Annotated in this window: 12 protein-coding genes; 7 read left to right on the top strand and 5 right to left on the bottom strand. The window is 49.4% G+C overall.

The window, feature by feature from the left end; all coding sequences use genetic code 11:
- The first annotated feature begins 5 nt into the window (after positions 1 to 5).
- A complete protein-coding gene (gene patB / locus ACTHTS_RS04210; RefSeq protein ID WP_440369314.1) occupies positions 6 to 1,034 on the top strand; it encodes a peptidoglycan O-acetyltransferase PatB in 1,029 nt (342 codons plus the stop codon).
- Positions 1,031 to 2,143 carry an SGNH/GDSL hydrolase family protein gene (locus ACTHTS_RS04205; protein ID WP_440369313.1) on the top strand — a complete coding sequence of 371 codons (1,113 nt, stop codon included), beginning with the start codon at positions 1,031 to 1,033 and terminating at the stop codon, positions 2,141 to 2,143. The genes patB and ACTHTS_RS04205 overlap by 4 nt, the downstream gene beginning before the upstream one ends.
- A gap of 108 nt (positions 2,144 to 2,251) precedes the next feature.
- On the opposite strand, the gene ACTHTS_RS04200 is transcribed toward ACTHTS_RS04205, so the two are convergent.
- Together ACTHTS_RS04200 and ACTHTS_RS04195 are read right to left on the bottom strand one after the other, a co-directional pair.
- Positions 2,252 to 2,842, bottom strand: a complete 591-nt coding sequence (locus ACTHTS_RS04200) for a LemA family protein (RefSeq protein ID WP_440369312.1) — start codon at positions 2,840 to 2,842, stop codon at positions 2,252 to 2,254.
- A gap of 142 nt (positions 2,843 to 2,984) precedes the next feature.
- Positions 2,985 to 4,073, bottom strand: coding sequence for a metallophosphoesterase (locus tag ACTHTS_RS04195; protein ID WP_440369311.1), 1,089 nt, complete (start codon positions 4,071 to 4,073; stop codon positions 2,985 to 2,987).
- A 103-nt stretch (positions 4,074 to 4,176) separates the two neighbouring features.
- Between ACTHTS_RS04195 and ACTHTS_RS04190 the strand changes: the two genes are divergently transcribed.
- The 4 genes from ACTHTS_RS04190 to recB all read left to right on the top strand — a co-directional run bounded on the left by ACTHTS_RS04190 (position 4,177) and on the right by recB (position 14,779).
- Complete coding sequence (locus ACTHTS_RS04190; protein ID WP_070459946.1) at positions 4,177 to 5,085, top strand: Dyp-type peroxidase; 909 nt, start codon at positions 4,177 to 4,179, stop codon at positions 5,083 to 5,085.
- 211 nt (positions 5,086 to 5,296) lie between these two features.
- Positions 5,297 to 6,964, top strand: coding sequence for a ShlB/FhaC/HecB family hemolysin secretion/activation protein (locus tag ACTHTS_RS04185; protein ID WP_440369310.1), 1,668 nt, complete (start codon positions 5,297 to 5,299; stop codon positions 6,962 to 6,964).
- Between the two features lie 255 nt (positions 6,965 to 7,219).
- The gene (locus ACTHTS_RS04180; RefSeq protein WP_440369309.1) at positions 7,220 to 10,978 is read left to right on the top strand and encodes a hemagglutinin repeat-containing protein; all 3,759 of its coding nucleotides are present in this window, start codon (positions 7,220 to 7,222) and stop codon (positions 10,976 to 10,978) included.
- A gap of 144 nt (positions 10,979 to 11,122) precedes the next feature.
- Positions 11,123 to 14,779 (top strand): exodeoxyribonuclease V subunit beta, encoded by a 3,657-nt coding sequence (recB, locus tag ACTHTS_RS04175; RefSeq protein WP_440369308.1) that lies wholly within the window; start codon positions 11,123 to 11,125, stop codon positions 14,777 to 14,779.
- 58 nt (positions 14,780 to 14,837) lie between these two features.
- On the opposite strand, the gene ACTHTS_RS04170 is transcribed toward recB, so the two are convergent.
- The 3 genes from ACTHTS_RS04170 to ACTHTS_RS04160 all read right to left on the bottom strand — a co-directional run bounded on the left by ACTHTS_RS04170 (position 14,838) and on the right by ACTHTS_RS04160 (position 17,869).
- Complete coding sequence (locus ACTHTS_RS04170; protein WP_440369307.1) at positions 14,838 to 15,569, bottom strand: phosphoadenylyl-sulfate reductase; 732 nt, start codon at positions 15,567 to 15,569, stop codon at positions 14,838 to 14,840.
- Between the two features lie 114 nt (positions 15,570 to 15,683).
- Positions 15,684 to 16,742, bottom strand: a complete 1,059-nt coding sequence (gene dinB, locus ACTHTS_RS04165) for a DNA polymerase IV (RefSeq protein WP_440369306.1) — start codon at positions 16,740 to 16,742, stop codon at positions 15,684 to 15,686.
- A gap of 77 nt (positions 16,743 to 16,819) precedes the next feature.
- Positions 16,820 to 17,869, bottom strand: coding sequence for a sulfate ABC transporter substrate-binding protein (locus ACTHTS_RS04160; protein WP_440369449.1), 1,050 nt, complete (start codon positions 17,867 to 17,869; stop codon positions 16,820 to 16,822).
- A 391-nt stretch (positions 17,870 to 18,260) separates the two neighbouring features.
- Here ACTHTS_RS04160 and ACTHTS_RS04155 point away from each other — a divergent pair, with 391 nt between their 5' ends.
- Entirely contained in the window at positions 18,261 to 19,097 is an 837-nt protein-coding gene (locus ACTHTS_RS04155) for a DUF4198 domain-containing protein (RefSeq protein WP_440369305.1), read from the top strand.
- Positions 19,098 to 19,129: the final 32 nt, after the last annotated feature.

Below are 19,129 nucleotides of genomic sequence, written 5' to 3'. Positions count from 1 at the left end.
AGAACATGAAACGCTTTATCTCCCTGTTTGTTTCTATTCTGCTCAGTGCAGTTGCGCTGACGTGGTTTGCCCAAAACTCCATCAATGCCTATTGGCAGCAGACCTATCATGAGAATAGTCCGCTTGAGCCTTTATCCGAATACGCTTGGTGGCGTATCGGTGCGGATTGGCAACAAAAAGCTTACGAATTTTCAGACGGCCTGAAAGCTTCGCTGGAAGCAGAAGACGCTTTAGCTTCAGAAGACTCTGATATTGAAACAACAAGGCCGTCTGAAAATACGGAAAACATTGAAGTATCCGACAATCAAAAAGACTCTGCTGCTTCCGATGCGACTAACAATACAGATACCACAGCCAGCGATCCAAGCAATCAGGACGATCAGTCGGCAACACAGGTCGTGTTGAAAAAAGGCAATAAAGTTTTCTTTGCCGGCGACTCGCTGATGCAGGGCGTTGCACCTTTCGTACAAAAACACCTCAAGCAAGAATATGGCGTACAATCAGTCAACCTCAGCAAACAAAGCACTGGTTTATCCTACCCCAATTTCTTCGACTGGCCGAAAACCATCGAACAAACTTTGCAAAAAGAACCCGACATCCGCGTTTTGGTTGTATTCTTAGGCCCCAACGACCCTTGGGATTTCCCGATGGGTAAAAAATACCTGAAGTTCGCCTCCCCCGAATGGGAGGCAGAATATCTCAACCGCGTCCGCCGTATTCTTGATGCAGCCTCCACACATGATGTCCAAGTCATTTGGCTGGGCATTCCTTACATGAAAAAAGCCAAGCTCAACGAACAGATGCGCTACCTCGACAAAATCCTGTCGGGTACGGTGTCGCCTCAAGCCATCTGGCTGCCGACCGACAAACTATTGAGCAATGGCGCAGAAGAATATGCCGACTCTGTCAAAGTAGATGGAAAAATCATCCGTTACCGCAGCAAGGACGGCATTCACTTTTCCGCAGAAGGCCAAAAACTATTGGCCGGAAAAATTATGGAAAAAATTAATTTTACACACGATACACAACCATGAAATTTAATAAAACCTTACTCCTCACGCTTCTCGCTCTCCCTATTACCGCCTGCGCAACCAATGACGGCCTGTTAAGCAACTACGGCTCCAACCACCCTGCCTGGCTGAACAAACTGCAACAGCTCAACCATACTTCAGACGGCAAATTCCGCATTATCCAAGTTGGCGACTCCCACACCGCCGGCGACTATTTCACCGACCGCCTGCGTCGCCGTTTGCAACAACAATGGGGCAACGGCGGCATTGGTTGGGTTTATCCCAACACTGTCAAAGGCCAGCGTATGGCAACCGTCCGTTACAACGGCAGCGGTTGGAACACCATCAGCAGCCGCAAATCACACAGCGATTTTTCTTTCGGCGGTATTGAAGCACGCGCCGATGGCGGCAGCGTTACCTTAAGCGCAGCCGACGGCAGCATGGATATGCAACAAATCTCCATTTTCGGCAAACCGGTTTGGTCCGAGCAAACCCTGACCGTCAACGGCCGCGAAATCCCTGCCACACAAAACGGTTGGCAACTGATACGTACCAATGCTTCCCTGCCGATGACCCTAAGCAGCAGCATGCCTTGGCAAATCGGTTTCATTAATATCGAACGCCCCGGACGCGGCGTAACCGTTTCCGCCATGGGCATCAACGGCGCACAGTTATCTCAATGGTCAAAATGGCGGCCGGGTATGTGGGAAGATTTGGCACAAACCAAAGCCGATTTAATCATCCTTGCCTACGGTACCAACGAAGCCTTTTCCGGCAACCTCGATATTTCCTCTACCGAGCGGACATGGCGCAATTACATCCGTCAAATCAAAAACACCCTGCCCAACGCAGGTATCCTGATCCTCGGTGCTCCGGAATCTTTGAAAACCGCCTACGGCAGCTGCGGCAACCGTCCTGTCTTGCTCAGCGAAGTACAACAAATGCAGCAACGCGTTGCCCGTGACGAAAAAATCATGTTTTGGTCTTGGCAGGATGCGATGGGCGGAGCATGCAGTATGAAAAACTGGATGGCTCAAGGCTTGGCAGCCAAAGACGGCGTTCACTTCTCTGCACAAGGTTATGAAACTGCAGCTGATAAGCTTGCCGACAGCCTGATCCGCTTTGCCCAATAAATTGGCAAAAGCCTAAGTGCTTTTCATTAACAGCACACAAAAGGCCGTCTGAAATTAATATTTCAGACGGCCTTTTGTTTATCGCTTATTCAGCAAACTGCTTAATATTTAAGCCAACATATTGCTGCTCATTCGTTGCGTTTGGTTTTCCGTAAAACGAACCAATCTTGCCTGCTTGTCAAAGCCTAATGGCTTGGCGACAAGACGGTTGGGCAGCTTGTTTAAATGATGGTTGTAGCTTCCGGCTCTGCGGTTGTAAGTGCGGCGTGCCGATGCGACCTCAGCTTCTGCTGCATCCAGCATTTCCATCAAACCGGCCAATTTCTCATCAGGATACTGTTTCAAAATGCCGTTGATGGCAGTTTGCAATTTTTTCAGCGCATGATTCAATGCTGTTTCGGCTTCACACAGATGTTTGATTTTGGACTCGGAAAATGTTTTGGCGGTTTGCGCCAATGCGGTTTCGACTTCGGCACACATCTGCTGAACGTTTTGATCCGATACAATGTCCTGCTCTTGCAGGTGTTTGCTGTATGCATCCAATACATGACGGACGGCCTGATGTCGGCAGTCGAGCGCAATGCGCAAAGAGACAAAGGATTCGCGACAGTCTTTTTTGCGGTCTTTCAACTGTTGTTTGAAATACAATAAGACGGCGGCGATTGATACGAAGATAAGTACAAGACTAATAATGCCCATAGTGAGTTCCCTAGTTATGATGCCACTCATATCGGTGGCTGATTTTATTAACATCGATTATAATCCAATTTCAATATTTTTTCCCAATTTTCATAAAAAAGGCCGTCTGAAATTAAGACGGCCTGAAGTTTATATTTCTATTTCAATGCTTTGACTTGATGTCAATAACCCACACTTCTGATTGCGAACCCAAACGCAGGGGAATGCCCCAGAAACCGTAGCCCGAAGTGGTGAAGAAATGGCCGTTGCCGATCGCCTCATAACCGTAAGCAAGACGATAAAGCGTACGGACAATAAGGTTGGCAGGTGCAACTTGTCCGTTGTGAACATGGCCGGAAACTTGCACATCTATCGGCAGCCGGGCATGGGCTTCGATTGAAGTAGGACGGTGGTCCATCAATAAAACCGGTAATTGGGTATTTTGACCTTCCAAAAGCTGCTCCGCACTGGGGCGCTTGCGATCCAAATCATCGCTCCGCCCTACCAGCAACACACCATTCACTTCCAAAACCTGATTGGCCAAAACCGTCAAACCTGCCGCTTCCAATTCATGCTTGATACGCTTCTGATCGCGGAACCAGTCATGATTGCCCAAAGTGGCGTAAACGCCCATCGGTGCAGTCAGCTTCTGCAAATGCGGTTTCATGTTTTCTTTCAAGTACGCGTCGACGGTATCGTCCATCAAATCGCCCGGCAGCAACACCATATCGACTTGTTCCTGCTTCATGATGTCCGTCAGCTTGTCTAATTGACGCGCGCCAAACAAAATCCCCAAGTGCAAATCGCTGGCCACGCCGATACGCAGCGGCTTATCCATTTTCTTATTGATGAATACGGTTTGATGGCGGACAACGGGCGTATAGGCGTTATACATCCCAAAACCGAGTAAACCGGCCACAAACAAAGGTGCAAACAGCCGCAGACTTCGTGACAGCGGTTGGCGCGCCATAAAACGGCGCAGCAAAAGATACAGGATAAATGTCGCCAACGCGGCATACATCACAAACAGTAAGATTACCATCCAAAACGCCACCACGCGGAACATTATATGTCCCAACTCCAGCAGCAAGCCGACCAACAAGCCGTTTGTAATGAAATAGGAAATACCCATCAGCCAACGTCTGCCGACTTTGCCAATCCAAGGCGCAAACAGCCATTGCAGCGAACGCCCGAGCCCGAATGTAAACACTTGCAATAGAATGACGCTCACAAAAAACATCTTGCCAAACATGCCTTTCCGCCCTAAAAAATCAAAAGGCAGATTTTAGGCCGTCTGAAACTTTCAGTGTATAATCCCCCACGTAAAAACCCATAATATTTTGAAAGGAATCATCATGAGCCACCCTCAATCAGCTATTATTCCTGATCACGCACAAGCCGGTATTTTTATCGAAGCAGACATTTCAGACGGCCGCAACGAAGACATCAAATCCGCCTGCCGTCTTTCTTTGGAGGCTCTGGCCAAATTAAAAACCCGTTTTCCAAATGATATTTTGGGTTTGACCATTGCCTTTGGCAGCCGCGCATGGCAATCGTTCGGCCATACTGACGAAGGCAGTGAAATCAAACCTTTCCCTGAATTGGGCAACGGCCTCGCCCCCTCCACCCAACACGATCTCTATATCCACATTCAAGCCACCGAGCAAAAAGCCGCCTATGCCTTGGCACAATCTGTTTTCAGCGCATTCGGAGACAGCATCCGCGTAGCCACTGAAGAACACGGCCTGCGCCTGTATGAAGACCGTGGTTTGGACGGTTTTGTCGATGGTACGGAAAATCCGCAGGGCGATGACAATGTGCGCAATGTCGCCATTATTCCCGAAGGCAAACCGGATGCCGGCGGCAGCTATGTTTTGCTGCAAAAATACCTGCACGATTTGAAAAAATGGGATGCCGTCCCTACTGCCGAACAAGAAGCCAGCGTTGGCCGCAGCAAAGAAACCAATGACGAATTCAGCAAAGATGTACGCCTGCCCGACTCCCATCTTGGCCGCGTCAATGTCAAAGAAAACGGCGTTGGCCTGAAAATCGTCCGTCGCAGCCTGCCCTTCGGCAAACTCAGCGGCGAACATGGTTTGATGTTCACTTCCTATTGCAACACGCTGCACAATATTGAAGTTCAACTGCTCAATATGTTCGGCGAATCTGACGGCAAAACCGACTTGCTGTTGAAACATTTGTCTAAAGCCGTATCAGGTGCTTACTACTACGCGCCTTCTGTCGAGCGTTTGCAAAATCTTTAACGGCTCACAGGCCGTCTGAAAAAACCTGCTTTTTCAAAGGCAGGTTTTTGTTATTTAAATTCCCTTAATATTTTTATGGTATTATCATAAAAATTTATCCCATTGTTGCTTAATAAACCCTGATTGCAGACAAGGATAAAAACCGATACGCCCCAAGCAGCTATTTTCGATAAAATAAACCCAATTATTATCCCTATAAAATTACGACACCATGTATAAATCCCGCCTTCTTCCCCTGCCCGTATTGATTCTCTCCGCGCTAAACGCCTATGCGGCCAATACACCGAATCCGCTTAATCAAATCGATAAAAACGTACCCAACCAATTCGACAAAGACTTCCGCGACAATCTCGATCAGATTCATTCGGTCGAAATCCAAAAACGCGAGCAGTCGGCATGGGATTTACAGAAAAAACAAGATAACGACACGGTTGCACAAGAGGTGCCGTCTGAAAACAATACCGAATGTTTGGATTACACCGGTATCGAACTTTCCGGCATTACGCTCATCGATTCCAAAAAGATTGAAGCCAAGCTCCCCAAATGCATCAATCAAAACAACATCAACCAACTGAACCGGGATATCGTTGCCGAATATATCGCTCAAGGCTATCCGCACACGCAAATCAAATTTGAAACCACGCCTGAACGCATCCTGAAATTGGCCGTCATCGAAGGCAAAATCCGTGAGATTACCGGCGGCTCCCGTACGGTCAACGTCGACACCCTCTTCCCCAATCATCAAGGCAAACCGCTGAACATTCAATACCTCGACCAAGGTATCGAACAGGCAAACCATGTTGCCGGCAACAACGTCAGCATCGATGTTTATCCGCATGATGACGGCACCGCCTCCATCCAACTCAACAACGATGCCGAAAAACATTGGGGCGGTAGCGTGACTATCGACAATAAAGGCAGCAAACCCAATACCACGACACTGCGCAGCAGCCTGAATATCGGCAGCCCGTTGGGATTGAGCGACTCCCTTTATCTAAACGGCTACACCAATCTAAACAACCACGACAGCCATTACAGTCGCGGCGGCAGCCTGTTCTACCAAGTTCCTTATGGCGCATGGACATTCAGCACTTACGCTGCCGCGTCGCAATCGCAAAGCATCCTAACACCCAGCGTAACGCGCTACGCCTACCGCTCCCAATCCAAAGCGGCAGGAATCAAAGCAGACCGCGTATTCTCACGCAGTCAAAAACACATTGCCTCCGCCTATGCCGGCATCGATTATGTGAAACAGACTGCAAAATTTGCCGACAGCAAACTGGAATTGCAAAGCCCTGAAATCTATTCGGCACAAGTCGGCCTGTCGCATACAGCCATCCTGCCAAACGGCATTTGGCTCAACAATATCGGCGTGGAACAAGGGTTTGCGAAAAATACCGAACATACGCCGTTCGACAAACGCTATACCTCTGTATCCTTGCAAAGCAATTTGATTCAAAACCGTCCATTGGGTAAATGGATCGTGCGCAACCATCACCAAATCGATGCCCAATATAGCCCTCATGATTTGTTTGCCGCCAAAGAAATGGACATCGTCGGCTATCAAAATGTACGCGGTTTCCGTTCGACTTCTGTGAGCGCAAACAGCGCAGTCCTGTTAAGCAATACCGTTTATTTCCGCCGCAATACGCCTCACGGCATCTATATCGAGCCTTATCTGGGCGCGGACATCGGCGTTGCCAAAAACAATAACGAAGGTTCGCAACGCGCTATAGGTGTGGTTGCAGGTTTGAATTTGGGCAAGGCGGACAAATGGCAGCTTTCTGCCGACTACGGCAAAGGTTTTGCGCGCATGCCCAACCAATCAAACAGCGAAATACAGGATCATGTGACCGTTTCTTTACGCATTCCATTTTAAAGTTATGTAAATACATATCCTTTTATCCAATATATAAACCGCCCATCTTAACGTTATTAATTTTCCATTAATATCAATGAGATGAGCGGTTTTTATTTGCATTTGAAATAGTGCACACAAGGCCATACTGGTGGTATGATTGTAAAAAATTTCATAACAATGTTAATACATTCAAAAATTTCCTCAACAGAAATCCAATACTCGATATGGGATTTCTGATTCAATCTCCATCACGATAAATAAGGATTAAAATCCATGAAAATCGACACTTTATATCAGCCTAAGCTCTCAGCTTCCGGCAAAGTAACTGTCGCCGTGTGCTTTGCATTCCTGGGAAATGCAGCGGTAGCCGCCAATATCGAAGCCATCGGCCAAACTTCGGTACAGCAGCAGCACAATGTTGACATCGTCAACATTGCCGCACCGACGGCCCAAGGTCTTTCTCACAACCAATATAATAAGTACAACGTTTCCCAACACGGCGCCGTTTTGAATAATGCCCTGTCTGCCGGTAAATCCCAACTGGCCGGAAACCTGTCTGCCAACAAAAACTTCCAAGGTCAGGCCGCATCTGTGATCTTGAATGAAGTGGTCAGCAAAAACCCTTCCCTGATCTTGGGTCAGCAAGAGATCTTCGGTATTGCCGCAGACTATGTTTTGGCAAACCCTAACGGCATTACCCACAACGGCGGCAGCATCCTGAATGCCAACCGCGCATCCTTGGTTGTCGGTACGCCAACTGTTTCAGACGGCGCATTGAAATCTTTCAATATCAGCGACAATGGCAAACAACTGCAAGTAAACGGCAATTTGAGCGGCAACCGCGTAGTTGACCTGCTCGCGCCGCAAGTTGTAGTCGGCAAATCAGCCAACGTTAATGCCGCCGACGCCATCAACATTTCTTCAGGTAAAAGCAACTTCGACTACAAAACCGCACAAATCGAAGCATTGGACGCTGCTTCAAATGCGCCGGTGCTTGACGGCCATATCTTCGGCAGTATGCGCGCCGGTACCATCCGCATCCACGCGACCGACAAACGCGCCAAACAAAACATTCAAAATGCCGCCATTACCGGCACCCGCTACCTGAATATCGACAGCAAAGGCAACCTGAGCATCCAGTCAGCCAATCTGACCAGCGCACAAATGGAATTATTTGCTCGTGATACCGACATCAAAGGCACGGTTACCAGCCATTCCGCCAACAAATCTTCCAGCGGCAAAGAGGCAAAAAATGTTCAACACTTCCGTTCAGACCGCAACAAAACGGAAAACTTTACCGCCAGCAATATCAATGCATCCGAGTCATTGACTTTGAACAACAGCGGCAGCCTCAACCTGAGCGCGGCCAACATCAATGCCGGTGCGCTGACTGCATCTGCCACGGGCAACATCAATTCTAACGCGGTAAAAACAACCAACCGTACAGAATCCGACCATACTCAAAGCAAAGGCCTTTGGTACAACAACAACCTGAGCTCTTCTGCTGACGAAAGCCTGCATCAAACCAAAATCAATGCCGGTTCTGTCAATATTGCCACCACAGGCAAAGTCCAATTGGACGCGACCGAACTGAACTCGGCTGCTGATGCTCGCATTGCCGCCCAACAAGGCATCGTATTGAGCAGCAACAGCGAAACCGACAGCAGCTCGACTTATGTCAGCTTCAAAAATGAAACTGCTGCCCTGAAAACCGGTATCGCTACAAAATCTTCCAAAAACTCTACCGCCCATCAAACCAAAATTTCCGCAGCCGGTGATATCGGTTTGATTTCCGAAGGCGATTTGAGCACTTACGGCGCAAGCATTGCGGCAAACGGCAATGTCGTTACCGATGTCAACAACATCAACTTGGGCACTCAAACCACCATCAACACCAACAACCTCGACGACCAGAAAAAATACTGGGGCGGCCTGTTCGGCGGTGAAAGCCAAGTTCAAAACAACCGTACCGAAAACCTGCACGGCAGCAGCATTACTGCCAACTCAAACGTAGTCTTGGGTGCAAAAAACGGCGTCAACGTTTACGGCAGTACCGTTGAAGGCCAAGCCGGTACATTCGTCAGCTCCAAAGCAGGCAATGTTGATATTAAAAACGCCACCAGCACCGACACTTCCGCACAAAGCGCGCGTAAAGGTACGATTTTCAATATCACGACCTCTAAAACCAGCAGCAACAGCAGCATTGAAAAAGTAACCGGTTCCACCCTGGTTTCCAATGCCGACCTGACCGTTGTTTCCAACAAAGACATCAATGTGATCGGTTCTGCATTGTTTGCGGCACAAAAACTGCAACTTTCTTCCGCAGGCGATTTGACCATTGATGCTGCCAAAGCGGTAGAAAACAAACAGGTCAACGAGTATTCCATCAAAGGCTACTCTGGCACCGAAACCAATAAAGAAAACGGCAGCGTGACTGCCAAAGCCGGTATCAAATTCACCGATACCCACACCGATACTCATTCTGTCGGCCTGAACGGCAGCATTTTGACCGGTAAAAACACCCAGTTGTCTTCCAACTCAAACGTTACCGTCAGCGGCAGCCAAGTCAACGGCGAAGAATCCGTCAACATTTCCGCAGCCAATGACGTCAATGTTGTTGCATCCAAAGGCAGCAACACTGTGACCGAATCCGGCCGCGTAACCGATTTGGGCGTATCTGCTACTGCATACGAAAAAAATAACGTTGCAGGAGTCGGCGTATCTGTCGGCATTACAAGCACCAAAACAGATGCGACTACCGTAACGAATACATCTCATGTATCCAACATCAACACCGGCGGCAACACCACCATCACTGCAAACGGCAATATTAATCAAGAAGGTACCGTGATTAATGCGACTGGCAATGTGGTTGAAGCTGCCAAAAACGTTACTCATGCAGCGGCACACAGCGGTGCAAAATCCGATGTGAAACAAAACGGCGGCGGTTTGGTCGTTTCTGCCGGCATCAGCACCAACAAAGGCATCGGCGGTGAAATCACTGCACAAGGTCAAGGCAATTCTTCGACCCACAATGAATCCACTGCAACCGTAACCACCATCAACGCAGGCAATGCCATCGTTTTGGCAAATGACAAAGTGTCTGATGAAGGTACAAAATATGATGTTACCGGTGCGATCAACATTGATGCAGGTTCATACCACAACACTGCCGCCCACAACACCAGCAACAGCAGCAGCAAACAAGGCGGTGCTTCTTTGACTGTCGGCGCGTACACCAAAGACGGTTCAAACGTAGATGTGAATGCCAACCTGAACGTCAACTACGCTGATGAAAACAAAAAAGAATCTACCGCCGTCAAAGGCGATATGAATGCGACCAATGTTGTCATCAACGCCAAAGACTCTGCTGAAATCGCATCCAACATTACTGCCAACAACAACGTCAACATTACCGCAGGCAACGGCGTAACCTTCACCGAGTCAGCCAATACTGCCTCCAACCAAGGTACAGCCGTTAATGTCGGTATCGGCGCTGGCGCGACAATCAATGTTGAAACCGGTGTTGCCGTTCCGCACGTCAATGGCTCTGTCAGCGTCAACAAAACTGATAACGCTTCTTCTACCGCCACAGGCGCAAATGTAGCGGCCGGCAACGACATTAAAATCAATGCCAACAACGGCGACGTCAACCTGCACGGTACCAACTTGGTATCCAACAACTCCGTTGAAGTAGAAGGCAACAAAGTCAATACTTCCGGCGCGATCAGCAGCGTTAACGAAAAAAATCTGACCGTCAATGTCAACGGCAGCTACGCTTCAGGCAAACCAAACGGCGGCATCAACGCCAAAGGTAAAAACGAAGCCACCGTAACCAATACGGCAAACGTCATCCAAAGCGACAATGTTGTTATTACTACCGGCTCTCCAACCGGTTTGAGCGTCAACAATACGACCATCAACGGTAATAATGTTGCGTACTACTATGACGACAGTAAAGCTCCTGCGGCGAACCGTTATACCTACCGTCCTCGCCAACCAAGCTACGCCAGACGCCGTTTGCGCTACTAAGATGCACTATTGAAGTCATTTAATAGCCATTAAGACATGCCGTCTGAAAACAGAAAGTTTTCAGACGGCATTTTTATCATCAATGCAAAACAACACACTATCTCTGTTATGATAATGCCTCGCTAATATTATTCCGTTCCTACCATGTCTTCCGCCCTTCCTTTTGACGCGCTCACACTTTCCATCGACGGCACCAACCTAATCGAAGCTTCTGCCGGTACGGGGAAAACCTACGGCATTGCCGCGCTCTTTACCCGACTGATTGTTTTAGAAAAAAAAGACATCGAGAAAATTCTGGTCGTTACCTTTACCAAAGCGGCGACGGCGGAACTGAAAACCCGTTTGCGCGCGCGTTTGGACGAAGTGTTGCAGGTTTTGAACGAAATCCAAACCTTGGGCGGCGAGCCGGAACATATTTCAGACGGCCTGAACAAATATTACGAAAAAGAAAAAAAATCCCCCGATGACTTTCTCAATCGCTTGATTCCTTTGGCTTTAGGCGAGCAAGACGGACAAGAAAGCTGCCATCGCCTGGTTCTCCGCCTCAAAGCCGCGCTGAGCCAGTTTGACAACGCATCGATTTACACCATCCACGGCTTCTGTCAGCGCGTCTTGCGCGATTATGCGTTTTTGTGCGGCGCGCCTTTGGATGTCGAGCTGTCGGACGACTCGCGCGAGAGGCTGCTGATTCCTGCACAGGACTTTTGGCGGCAGAAAGTGGTAACCGATGCCACATTGGCACAATTGGTTTTTGACCGAAAATGCACGCCTGAAGAAATGCTTGCCGAAATCAAAAGCTATACCGGCCGCCCCTATCTGAAATTCAGACGGCCTGAAGGCGATTTGAAAGAAGCCCAAGCCAACCTTCAAGAAACATGGCAAAAAGTTTGCGGCCAGTTGGAAGACTTGGAAAAAGCGTTTTGGACAATCTTGCCCAAACTTAACGGCCAGACCTACAAAAGAAATACCTTTGAAAATGTTTTTACCGATTTAAAAACAAACGCCGAATCCAGCCGTCTGCCCCGCCTGAGCAAACAAACACTAGGAAAACTAAACCATTTCAGTGTCGATACACTCAACAGCAAACTGAAAAAAGAATATAAAGCCGATGCCGATGCGCCGGAAATTATTCAGCTGCAAGCCTTAGCCAATCTCGGTCGTGATTTGCAGGCAATGGAAAGCGCGGAAGAAGCGGTCTTCATCTGCCTGCAACTCGACCTCCTTTCCTACATCAACCAATCCATTGCCGAACAAAAAAAATCACGCCGTGAGCGCGTGTTTGACGATTTGCTACTGGATGTCCATCAGGCATTGACCACCAATGAACACGGCAACGCGTTGGCAAAAGCGGCGGCGGCAAACTGGGAAATCGCGCTGATTGACGAATTCCAAGATACCGACCCGCTGCAATACGAAATTTTCCGCCAAATTTTTATCGAACAAGGCTGCCCGCTGTTTCTTATTGGCGACCCCAAACAGGCAATTTACAGCTTTCGCGGTGCGGACATTTACGCCTATCTGCAAGCCGCACAAGATGCGGACAGGCATTACACCCTTGCCGTCAACTACCGCAGCCATGCCAAGCTGATTAACGGCATCAGCGCCTTGTTCAAACAAAAAAAACACCCCTTTGTATTGGAAAACATCGATTACAGCGATGTCTCCGCCAGCCGCGCCGAAAGCCGGCTGTCGCCACACCGCCCTGCCATTCAAGTGCGCTGGCTCAATACGGACGACCAAACCGGCAAGGAGATTTTGCGCGGCCGTGCCGCCGAATATTGCGGCGATGAAATTGCCTTTGCACTCAATGAAGCAGCCGAAGGCCGTCTGAATTTCAAAGGCCGCGCGCTGGAATCCGGCGATATTGCCGTCTTGGTGCGCACCAACAACGAAGCGGCGATGATTGCCGGAAAACTGAAACAGCGCCGCATCCAAAGCGTGTTACTGTCGCGCCAGTCCGTTTTCGATTCCGTCGAGGCCGACTCGCTGTCCGCACTGATCGGCTTTTGGCTCAACCCAAGGCAAACCGACTGGCTGCGCTTTGTCTTAACCGGCGTTTTGTTCGGCTATACCGCCAAAGAGATTTACGAACTCAACCACAACGAACACCAGCTGCTGAAATGGCTGGAGTCATCTGCCCAAGCCATGGAAAAATGGCGGAAAGGCGGCATTTTTGCCGCCGTGCAGCAGTTTGCCGCCCTACATGACATCGAAACACGCCTGCTTAAAGGCGGCAACGAACGCAGCCTGACCAACTACTATCAAATTCTGGAGCTATTGGCCGAAGAAGACAGCCAAAGCCGCAACCCTGCCACTCTGCATAAATGGTTAAACGAACAAATCAGCCGTGCGCGCAGCAGCCATTTCCCATCAGACGCGCAAACCATCCGTCTTGAAAGCGACGAAAAATTGGTCAAAATCGTTACCATGCACGCCTCGAAAGGTTTGCAATATCCTTTGGTGTACTGCCCCTTCGCGTGGGATACCAAAGACAATTCCAAAGAAAACTGGAAAATCCTGCATACGGACAACCACGAAACCGAACTGCTGGCAAAATCGCAAACCTCGGAAGCAGAACTAAGCCATCTTGCCGACGAAAAGACGGCAGAAGATTTACGCCTGCTTTATGTCGCCCTTACCCGCGCCGAAGAACAGCTCAACATCTACGCCGCCGCCAACAAAAACTGTACGCCAAACAATCCTTTTGCCTATCTGCTCGAAGGTTTGCCGGATGCCGGCCGCGAAAGCGTCAGCCAAAGCTATAAAAGCGCGACAGACGTTGTGGAAATGCTCAAAACCAACTGGCAACGCTTTATCAAAAACGCGCCTGAAAATACAGAGTTTGCCTTCACGGAAGAAGCCCCGCCGGAAACCGTCTATCAATACAGCCGCCAGCAAGACCAAGCTTTTAGCGCGCATAGCATCAAACGCCGCGATTTTGACTTTATCCGCCACACCAGCTTTACCGGCTTGAGCAGGCACACCAAGTCAACCGACGAACAACACGAGCCTTTGCAACCTGCCATCGACCCGGCAGAAAGCGCAGACCGTGCCATGCCGTCTGAAAACCTGCCGTCCCCACTTTCAGACGGCCTCGATATCCACCATTTCCCCCGCGGTACCAATGCCGGCGTATGTTTGCATGAAATGTTGGAAAAACTCGACTTCGCCGCCTCTGCCGAGAGCCAATCCGAAATGATTGCCGAAGTTTTGCAACGCCACAGCTTTGAAGACAAATGGCTGCCGACGGTGAGCGCCATGCTCGACACCTGCCGCCTGACGCCTTTAATCAACGAAAGCCTGTCGCAGATTCCGCCGACCCGACGCCTGCCCGAAATGGGGTTCACCCTGTACATGGACGATTTCAAACTGGACGACTTGCGCCGTTGGTTTGCCTCAAGCGAAGCAAACCTGCCACCTGAATGCGTCCAAGCCGCGCAACTGCTTGATTTCCATGATTTGCAAGGCTATTTGAACGGCTTTATCGATATGGTTTGCCAAGATTCAGACGGCAATGTCATTTTAATCGACTACAAATCCAACCATTTGGGCAACGATGCAAGTGCGTACACGCAACAGGCGATGAACGAAGCCGTAGCGCATCATCACTACTACCTGCAAGCCCTGATCTACGCCGTTGCCATCGCGCGCTACTATGCCCTGCGCGGCAAGCCGTTGCCCAAAATCGCCATCCGCTACCTCTTCCTGCGCGGCATGGACGGCTCGGATCAAGGCATTTGGAAATGGGACATCGATACCGCCCTGCTTTCCACTTTTGTTGAGCGAAAAGCAAATACTTGATTAATCAATTGTTAAACCGTCAAAAAGGCCGTCTGAAACGTTTTCAGACGGCCTTTGATTATTTGTGCAAACCGCATTCCTTACTGTCTTTACTTTCCCACCACCATCGCCCGGCACGGATATTTTCGCCCAGCTTGACCGGACGCGTGCAGGGTTCGCACCCAATGCTGGGATAGCCCTGATGATACAGCGCATTGAGCGGAACTTTGTGCTCGTGCGCATATGCCCAAACATCCTGCTCTTCCCAATCGAAAATAGGATTGAATTTGGCGATGTTGCGGCCGGTATCCAGCTCTTCAAAATTCAATTCGCTGCGCGTTTCGGACTGGCTGCGGCGTTGTCCGGTCAGCCATGCGGGGGCGTTGTGCAAAGCGCGGTTGAGCGGTTCGATTTTGCGGATATGGCAACAACGGCGGCGCAACTCGACGCTGTCGTACATCGCGGCCGTACCAAACTCCGCTTCAAATTCGGCGGCGGTTTGCTGGTTGGGATAAAACACTTCCAATTCGGTTTGATAACGCGCATTGGTTTCGGCAATTAGCGCGGCGGTTTCGGGATTGAGTTTGCCCGTATTGAGCGTGATGATGCGGATGGGCAGTTTCAGACGGCACACGGCATCGGTAATGACCATATCTTCAACCGCAAGACTGGATGCGAACACGGCTTGCGGATAGCGCGCGGCAATGTCTTGCAAACGGCACTCCAAAGCAGCCGCCAACTCAGGCAGACGGTGGCGTTCGTCATCGCTGATTTCGGGGATTTTCCAGAATTGTGGGCGGAATAAAGACATGGCTGGTTGTTCCTAATAATTTTCAGACGGCCTGTTTAAACGGCTGCCGATATGTTATGGAACAATATTGTCCTGCGCCCTATCTTCAAACGGAAAGAATGCTTTTCTATTTCTTTATAACCAAAGCGTCTGCTGCTGGTTTTTCGGCAGCAAATGACTCACGCCGATACCGATCAGGCGGAAGGCGTCTTCGCGTTGCGGCGGTATGCGTTGCAGCAAAGTATGCGCCGCCTGAAGCAGCGAGGCGCTGTCGGGAAGGACGGAAGAATACGTCAGCGAACGTGTGATAATGCGGAAATCGTGGGTTTTGAGTTTGAGGGTAACGCCTTTGGCTTCGACGTTTTTACGTTCGATTTGCCGCCAGAGGTCTTCGGCAAGGTGCGGCAAATGGCTTGAAGCCTGCGCCAAAGACAAATCTTCGGGCAAGGTGATTTCGGTTGAGATTTGCAAGCGTTCACGTTCGGCTTTGACCGGCCGCTCGTCGATACCGCGTGCCAAATCGTAAAGGCGGTAGCCGTAGCGGCCGAAATGGTTTAAAAGTTCGCCGCGCTCAAAACGGCGCAAATCGCCGGCAGTCTGCATACCGAGGGCGTTCATTTTTTTCAGCGTAACTTTGCCGACACCGGGAATCTTACCCAACGGCAAGCTCTCCAAAAACGCCATGATTTTTTGCGGCGACAACACAAACTGCCCGTTCGGTTTGCGCCAGTCGGAAGCGATTTTGGCCAAAAACTTATTGGGCGCGATGCCTGCGGAGGCCGTCAAACCGGTTTCTTCAAAAATTTCGGCACGAATACGTTTGGCCACCTCGCTAGCGTACGGGATATTTTCAAAATTTCGGGTAACATCCAAATAGGCTTCATCCAAAGACAAAGGCTCGATCAAATCGGTATAACGCCGAAACACGGCATGAATCTGCGCCGATACCTGGCGGTACAAATCGAAATGCGGCGGCACAAACACCGCCTGCGGACACAGCCTTTTCGCCGTCGCCACCGACATGGCCGAGTGCAAACCGAATTTGCGCGCCTCATAAGAAGCGGCACAAATGACCGACCGCGTACCGTCCCACGCCACAACGACGGGCAGCCCTTTCAATTGCGGCTGCTCGCGCAGTTCTACCGAAGCGTAGAATGCGTCCATATCGATATGGATGATTTTGCGTTGAGACATGGGAAAAGATGGATAAGAAAAAGGCTTATTGTAACAAAAGGCCGTCTGAAGTTTCAGACGGCCTCTATGTTTAAGCCTTATTTTTTACTGGAAAGCTGGTCAAATAATCCGCCGTCGGCAAAGAATTTTTTCATGATTTCTTCCCACGGGCCGAATTTCTCATTCGGATTAAACGTCTCAATCTCAGGGAAATCGGCTTTGTGTTTCGCCAATACTTCAGCGTTGCGAGGACGCAAGTAAAGATTAGCGGCCAATTCTTGAGCCGGTTCGCTCCAGAGGTTTTGCAGATAGGCTTCGGCAGCGGCGCGTGTGCCTTTTTTGTCGACTACGCTGTCCACGATGGCAACCGGCGCTTCGGAAAGAATGGTGTAGCTTGGGTAGACAATTTCAAATTGGTCTTGGGTCAGCTTTTTACTGACGTAGTTGGCCTCGTTTTCAAAGGTAACCAAGACATCGCCGATATTGCGTTGGCTGAAAGTCGTCGTTGCCGCGCGGCCGCCGTTTTCAAACACAGGCGTGTTTTTCAGCAATGCGGCCACAAAATCTTTGGTTTTGCCTTCATCGCCGTTATTCACTTTCAAACCATAACCGTACGCACCCAAAAAGGCGTAGCGGCCGTTACCGGTGGTTTTCGGATTGGCCAAAACGATTTGCACGCCGTCTTTGGACAAATCGCCCCAGTCTTGGATGTGTTTCGGATTACCTTTGCGCACCAAGAAAACGACGTTGCTGGTATAAGGTACGGCATTGTCCGGCAGACGGGTGTTCCAATCGGCTTTGACCAAACCTTTTTTCACCAAAAGCTCGATATCGGAAGTCTGGTTCATGGTCACCACATCGGCAGCCAAACCGTTGGCGACAGCCAAAGCCTGCTTGCTGGAGCCGCCGTGCGACTGTTGGACTGCAACCGATTGTCCGCCGTTTTTTGCGGCAAACTCTTTGACAAATAAAGGATTGTATTCTTTATAAAAATCGCGGGCGACATCGTAGGAGACATTCAGCAATTTGACCTCTCCTCCCTTACCTCCGGCAGCTTGAGAAGCATTGTCGGCGGATTGTTCGGCTTTTGGCGAGCACGCGCTCAAAGCCAGCGCGGCAGTCAATGCGGCAAAAGAAAACGTACGGATATTCATGATCGGCTCCTGTTGAAAATATGGGAGCACTTTATCGGGATTGGATGCAAACTGGAAATAATGTTTGCTTTCGCGTTTATCAGTTTTGGTTATATACAATCCGGGCGGAAGTCGGAAAAAAATGCCCACTCAGACAAAAATCACAATAAATTATATATACATCAATCAGATAAAGATTAAAGCAGCTATTTATACAAGATAAACATACGTTGCAAACAGCATTACCAATACGTCAGGCCGTCTGAAAATTCAATATAAATAATTATTTATAATTAAAAAATATAGTTCTTATTATTTACAAAAAATGCAAATAAGAGTAATGTTTCTACTCGCCAAAATACAAGGCCTCGCCTTTCATTCAACAACAAAATGGAGTGTAGAAACTATGAAACAATGGATGCTTTTAGGATTGCTGGGATTGGGCGCAGTGGCGCAGGCGCACGATGTTTGGGTGGCCGCACCGACACATCAGCCTGCCGGTAAAATCCTGCATGCGGATTTGGGTTACAGCCATGACTTCCCCAATGTCGAAAAAATCGCCGACGACCGCGTGCATATTTTCAAACCGCTGCAATTGACCGGCAGCTCAAAGAAAACCGTTGATTTGGTAAATAAAGGCGAGAACTATCAATACGTTTCCAAAGCCGCTTTGCCTGAAGGCTCCTACTGGGTCAGCGCAACCTACAAACCGACTTTCTGGTCGAAAAACCAAGACGGCTGGAAACAGCAAACCTTAAAACAACTGGCCGGTGCCACCTATTGCGAACAGGCACAAATGTTCGGCAAAAGCTTTGTCCAAGTGGGCAACGGCGCAGTTGATGAAGCGGTATTGACCCGCCCTATCGGCCAAGAGCTGGAACTGGTTCCGCTGCAAAATCCGAACGAAGTCAAAGCCGGCGGCATTTTGCCGGTCAAAGTCCTGTACAAAGGCGAGCCTTTAGTTAAAGCCACCGTTACCGCCAGCTCGGACACTTTGGCCGAAATGGACTTGGAATCGACCCATGACCACCGCGAGCCTCAAGGCTTCTCCGGCAAAACCGATAAAAACGGCGTGGTCAATGTGATTACGCTGATTGACGGCTTGTGGAAAATCAAAGTGGTGAACGAGACCGATTACAGCGATAAAAGCGTATGCCAACAAGACAAAGCTTACGCAACGCTGATTGTGCCTGTCGGTACCAAACGCGCGGCTGCACGCCATGCCCACCATCATCAACATTAACAGCCATTAAAAAAGGCCGTCTGAACTTTCAG

The organism is Neisseria sp. P0019.S003, from assembly GCF_051957115.1.
Taxonomy (GTDB): domain Bacteria; phylum Pseudomonadota; class Gammaproteobacteria; order Burkholderiales; family Neisseriaceae; genus Neisseria; species Neisseria flavescens_D.
The sequence above is the reverse complement of the archived record's forward strand: the minus strand, read 5'-3'. Positions and strand labels throughout refer to the sequence as shown.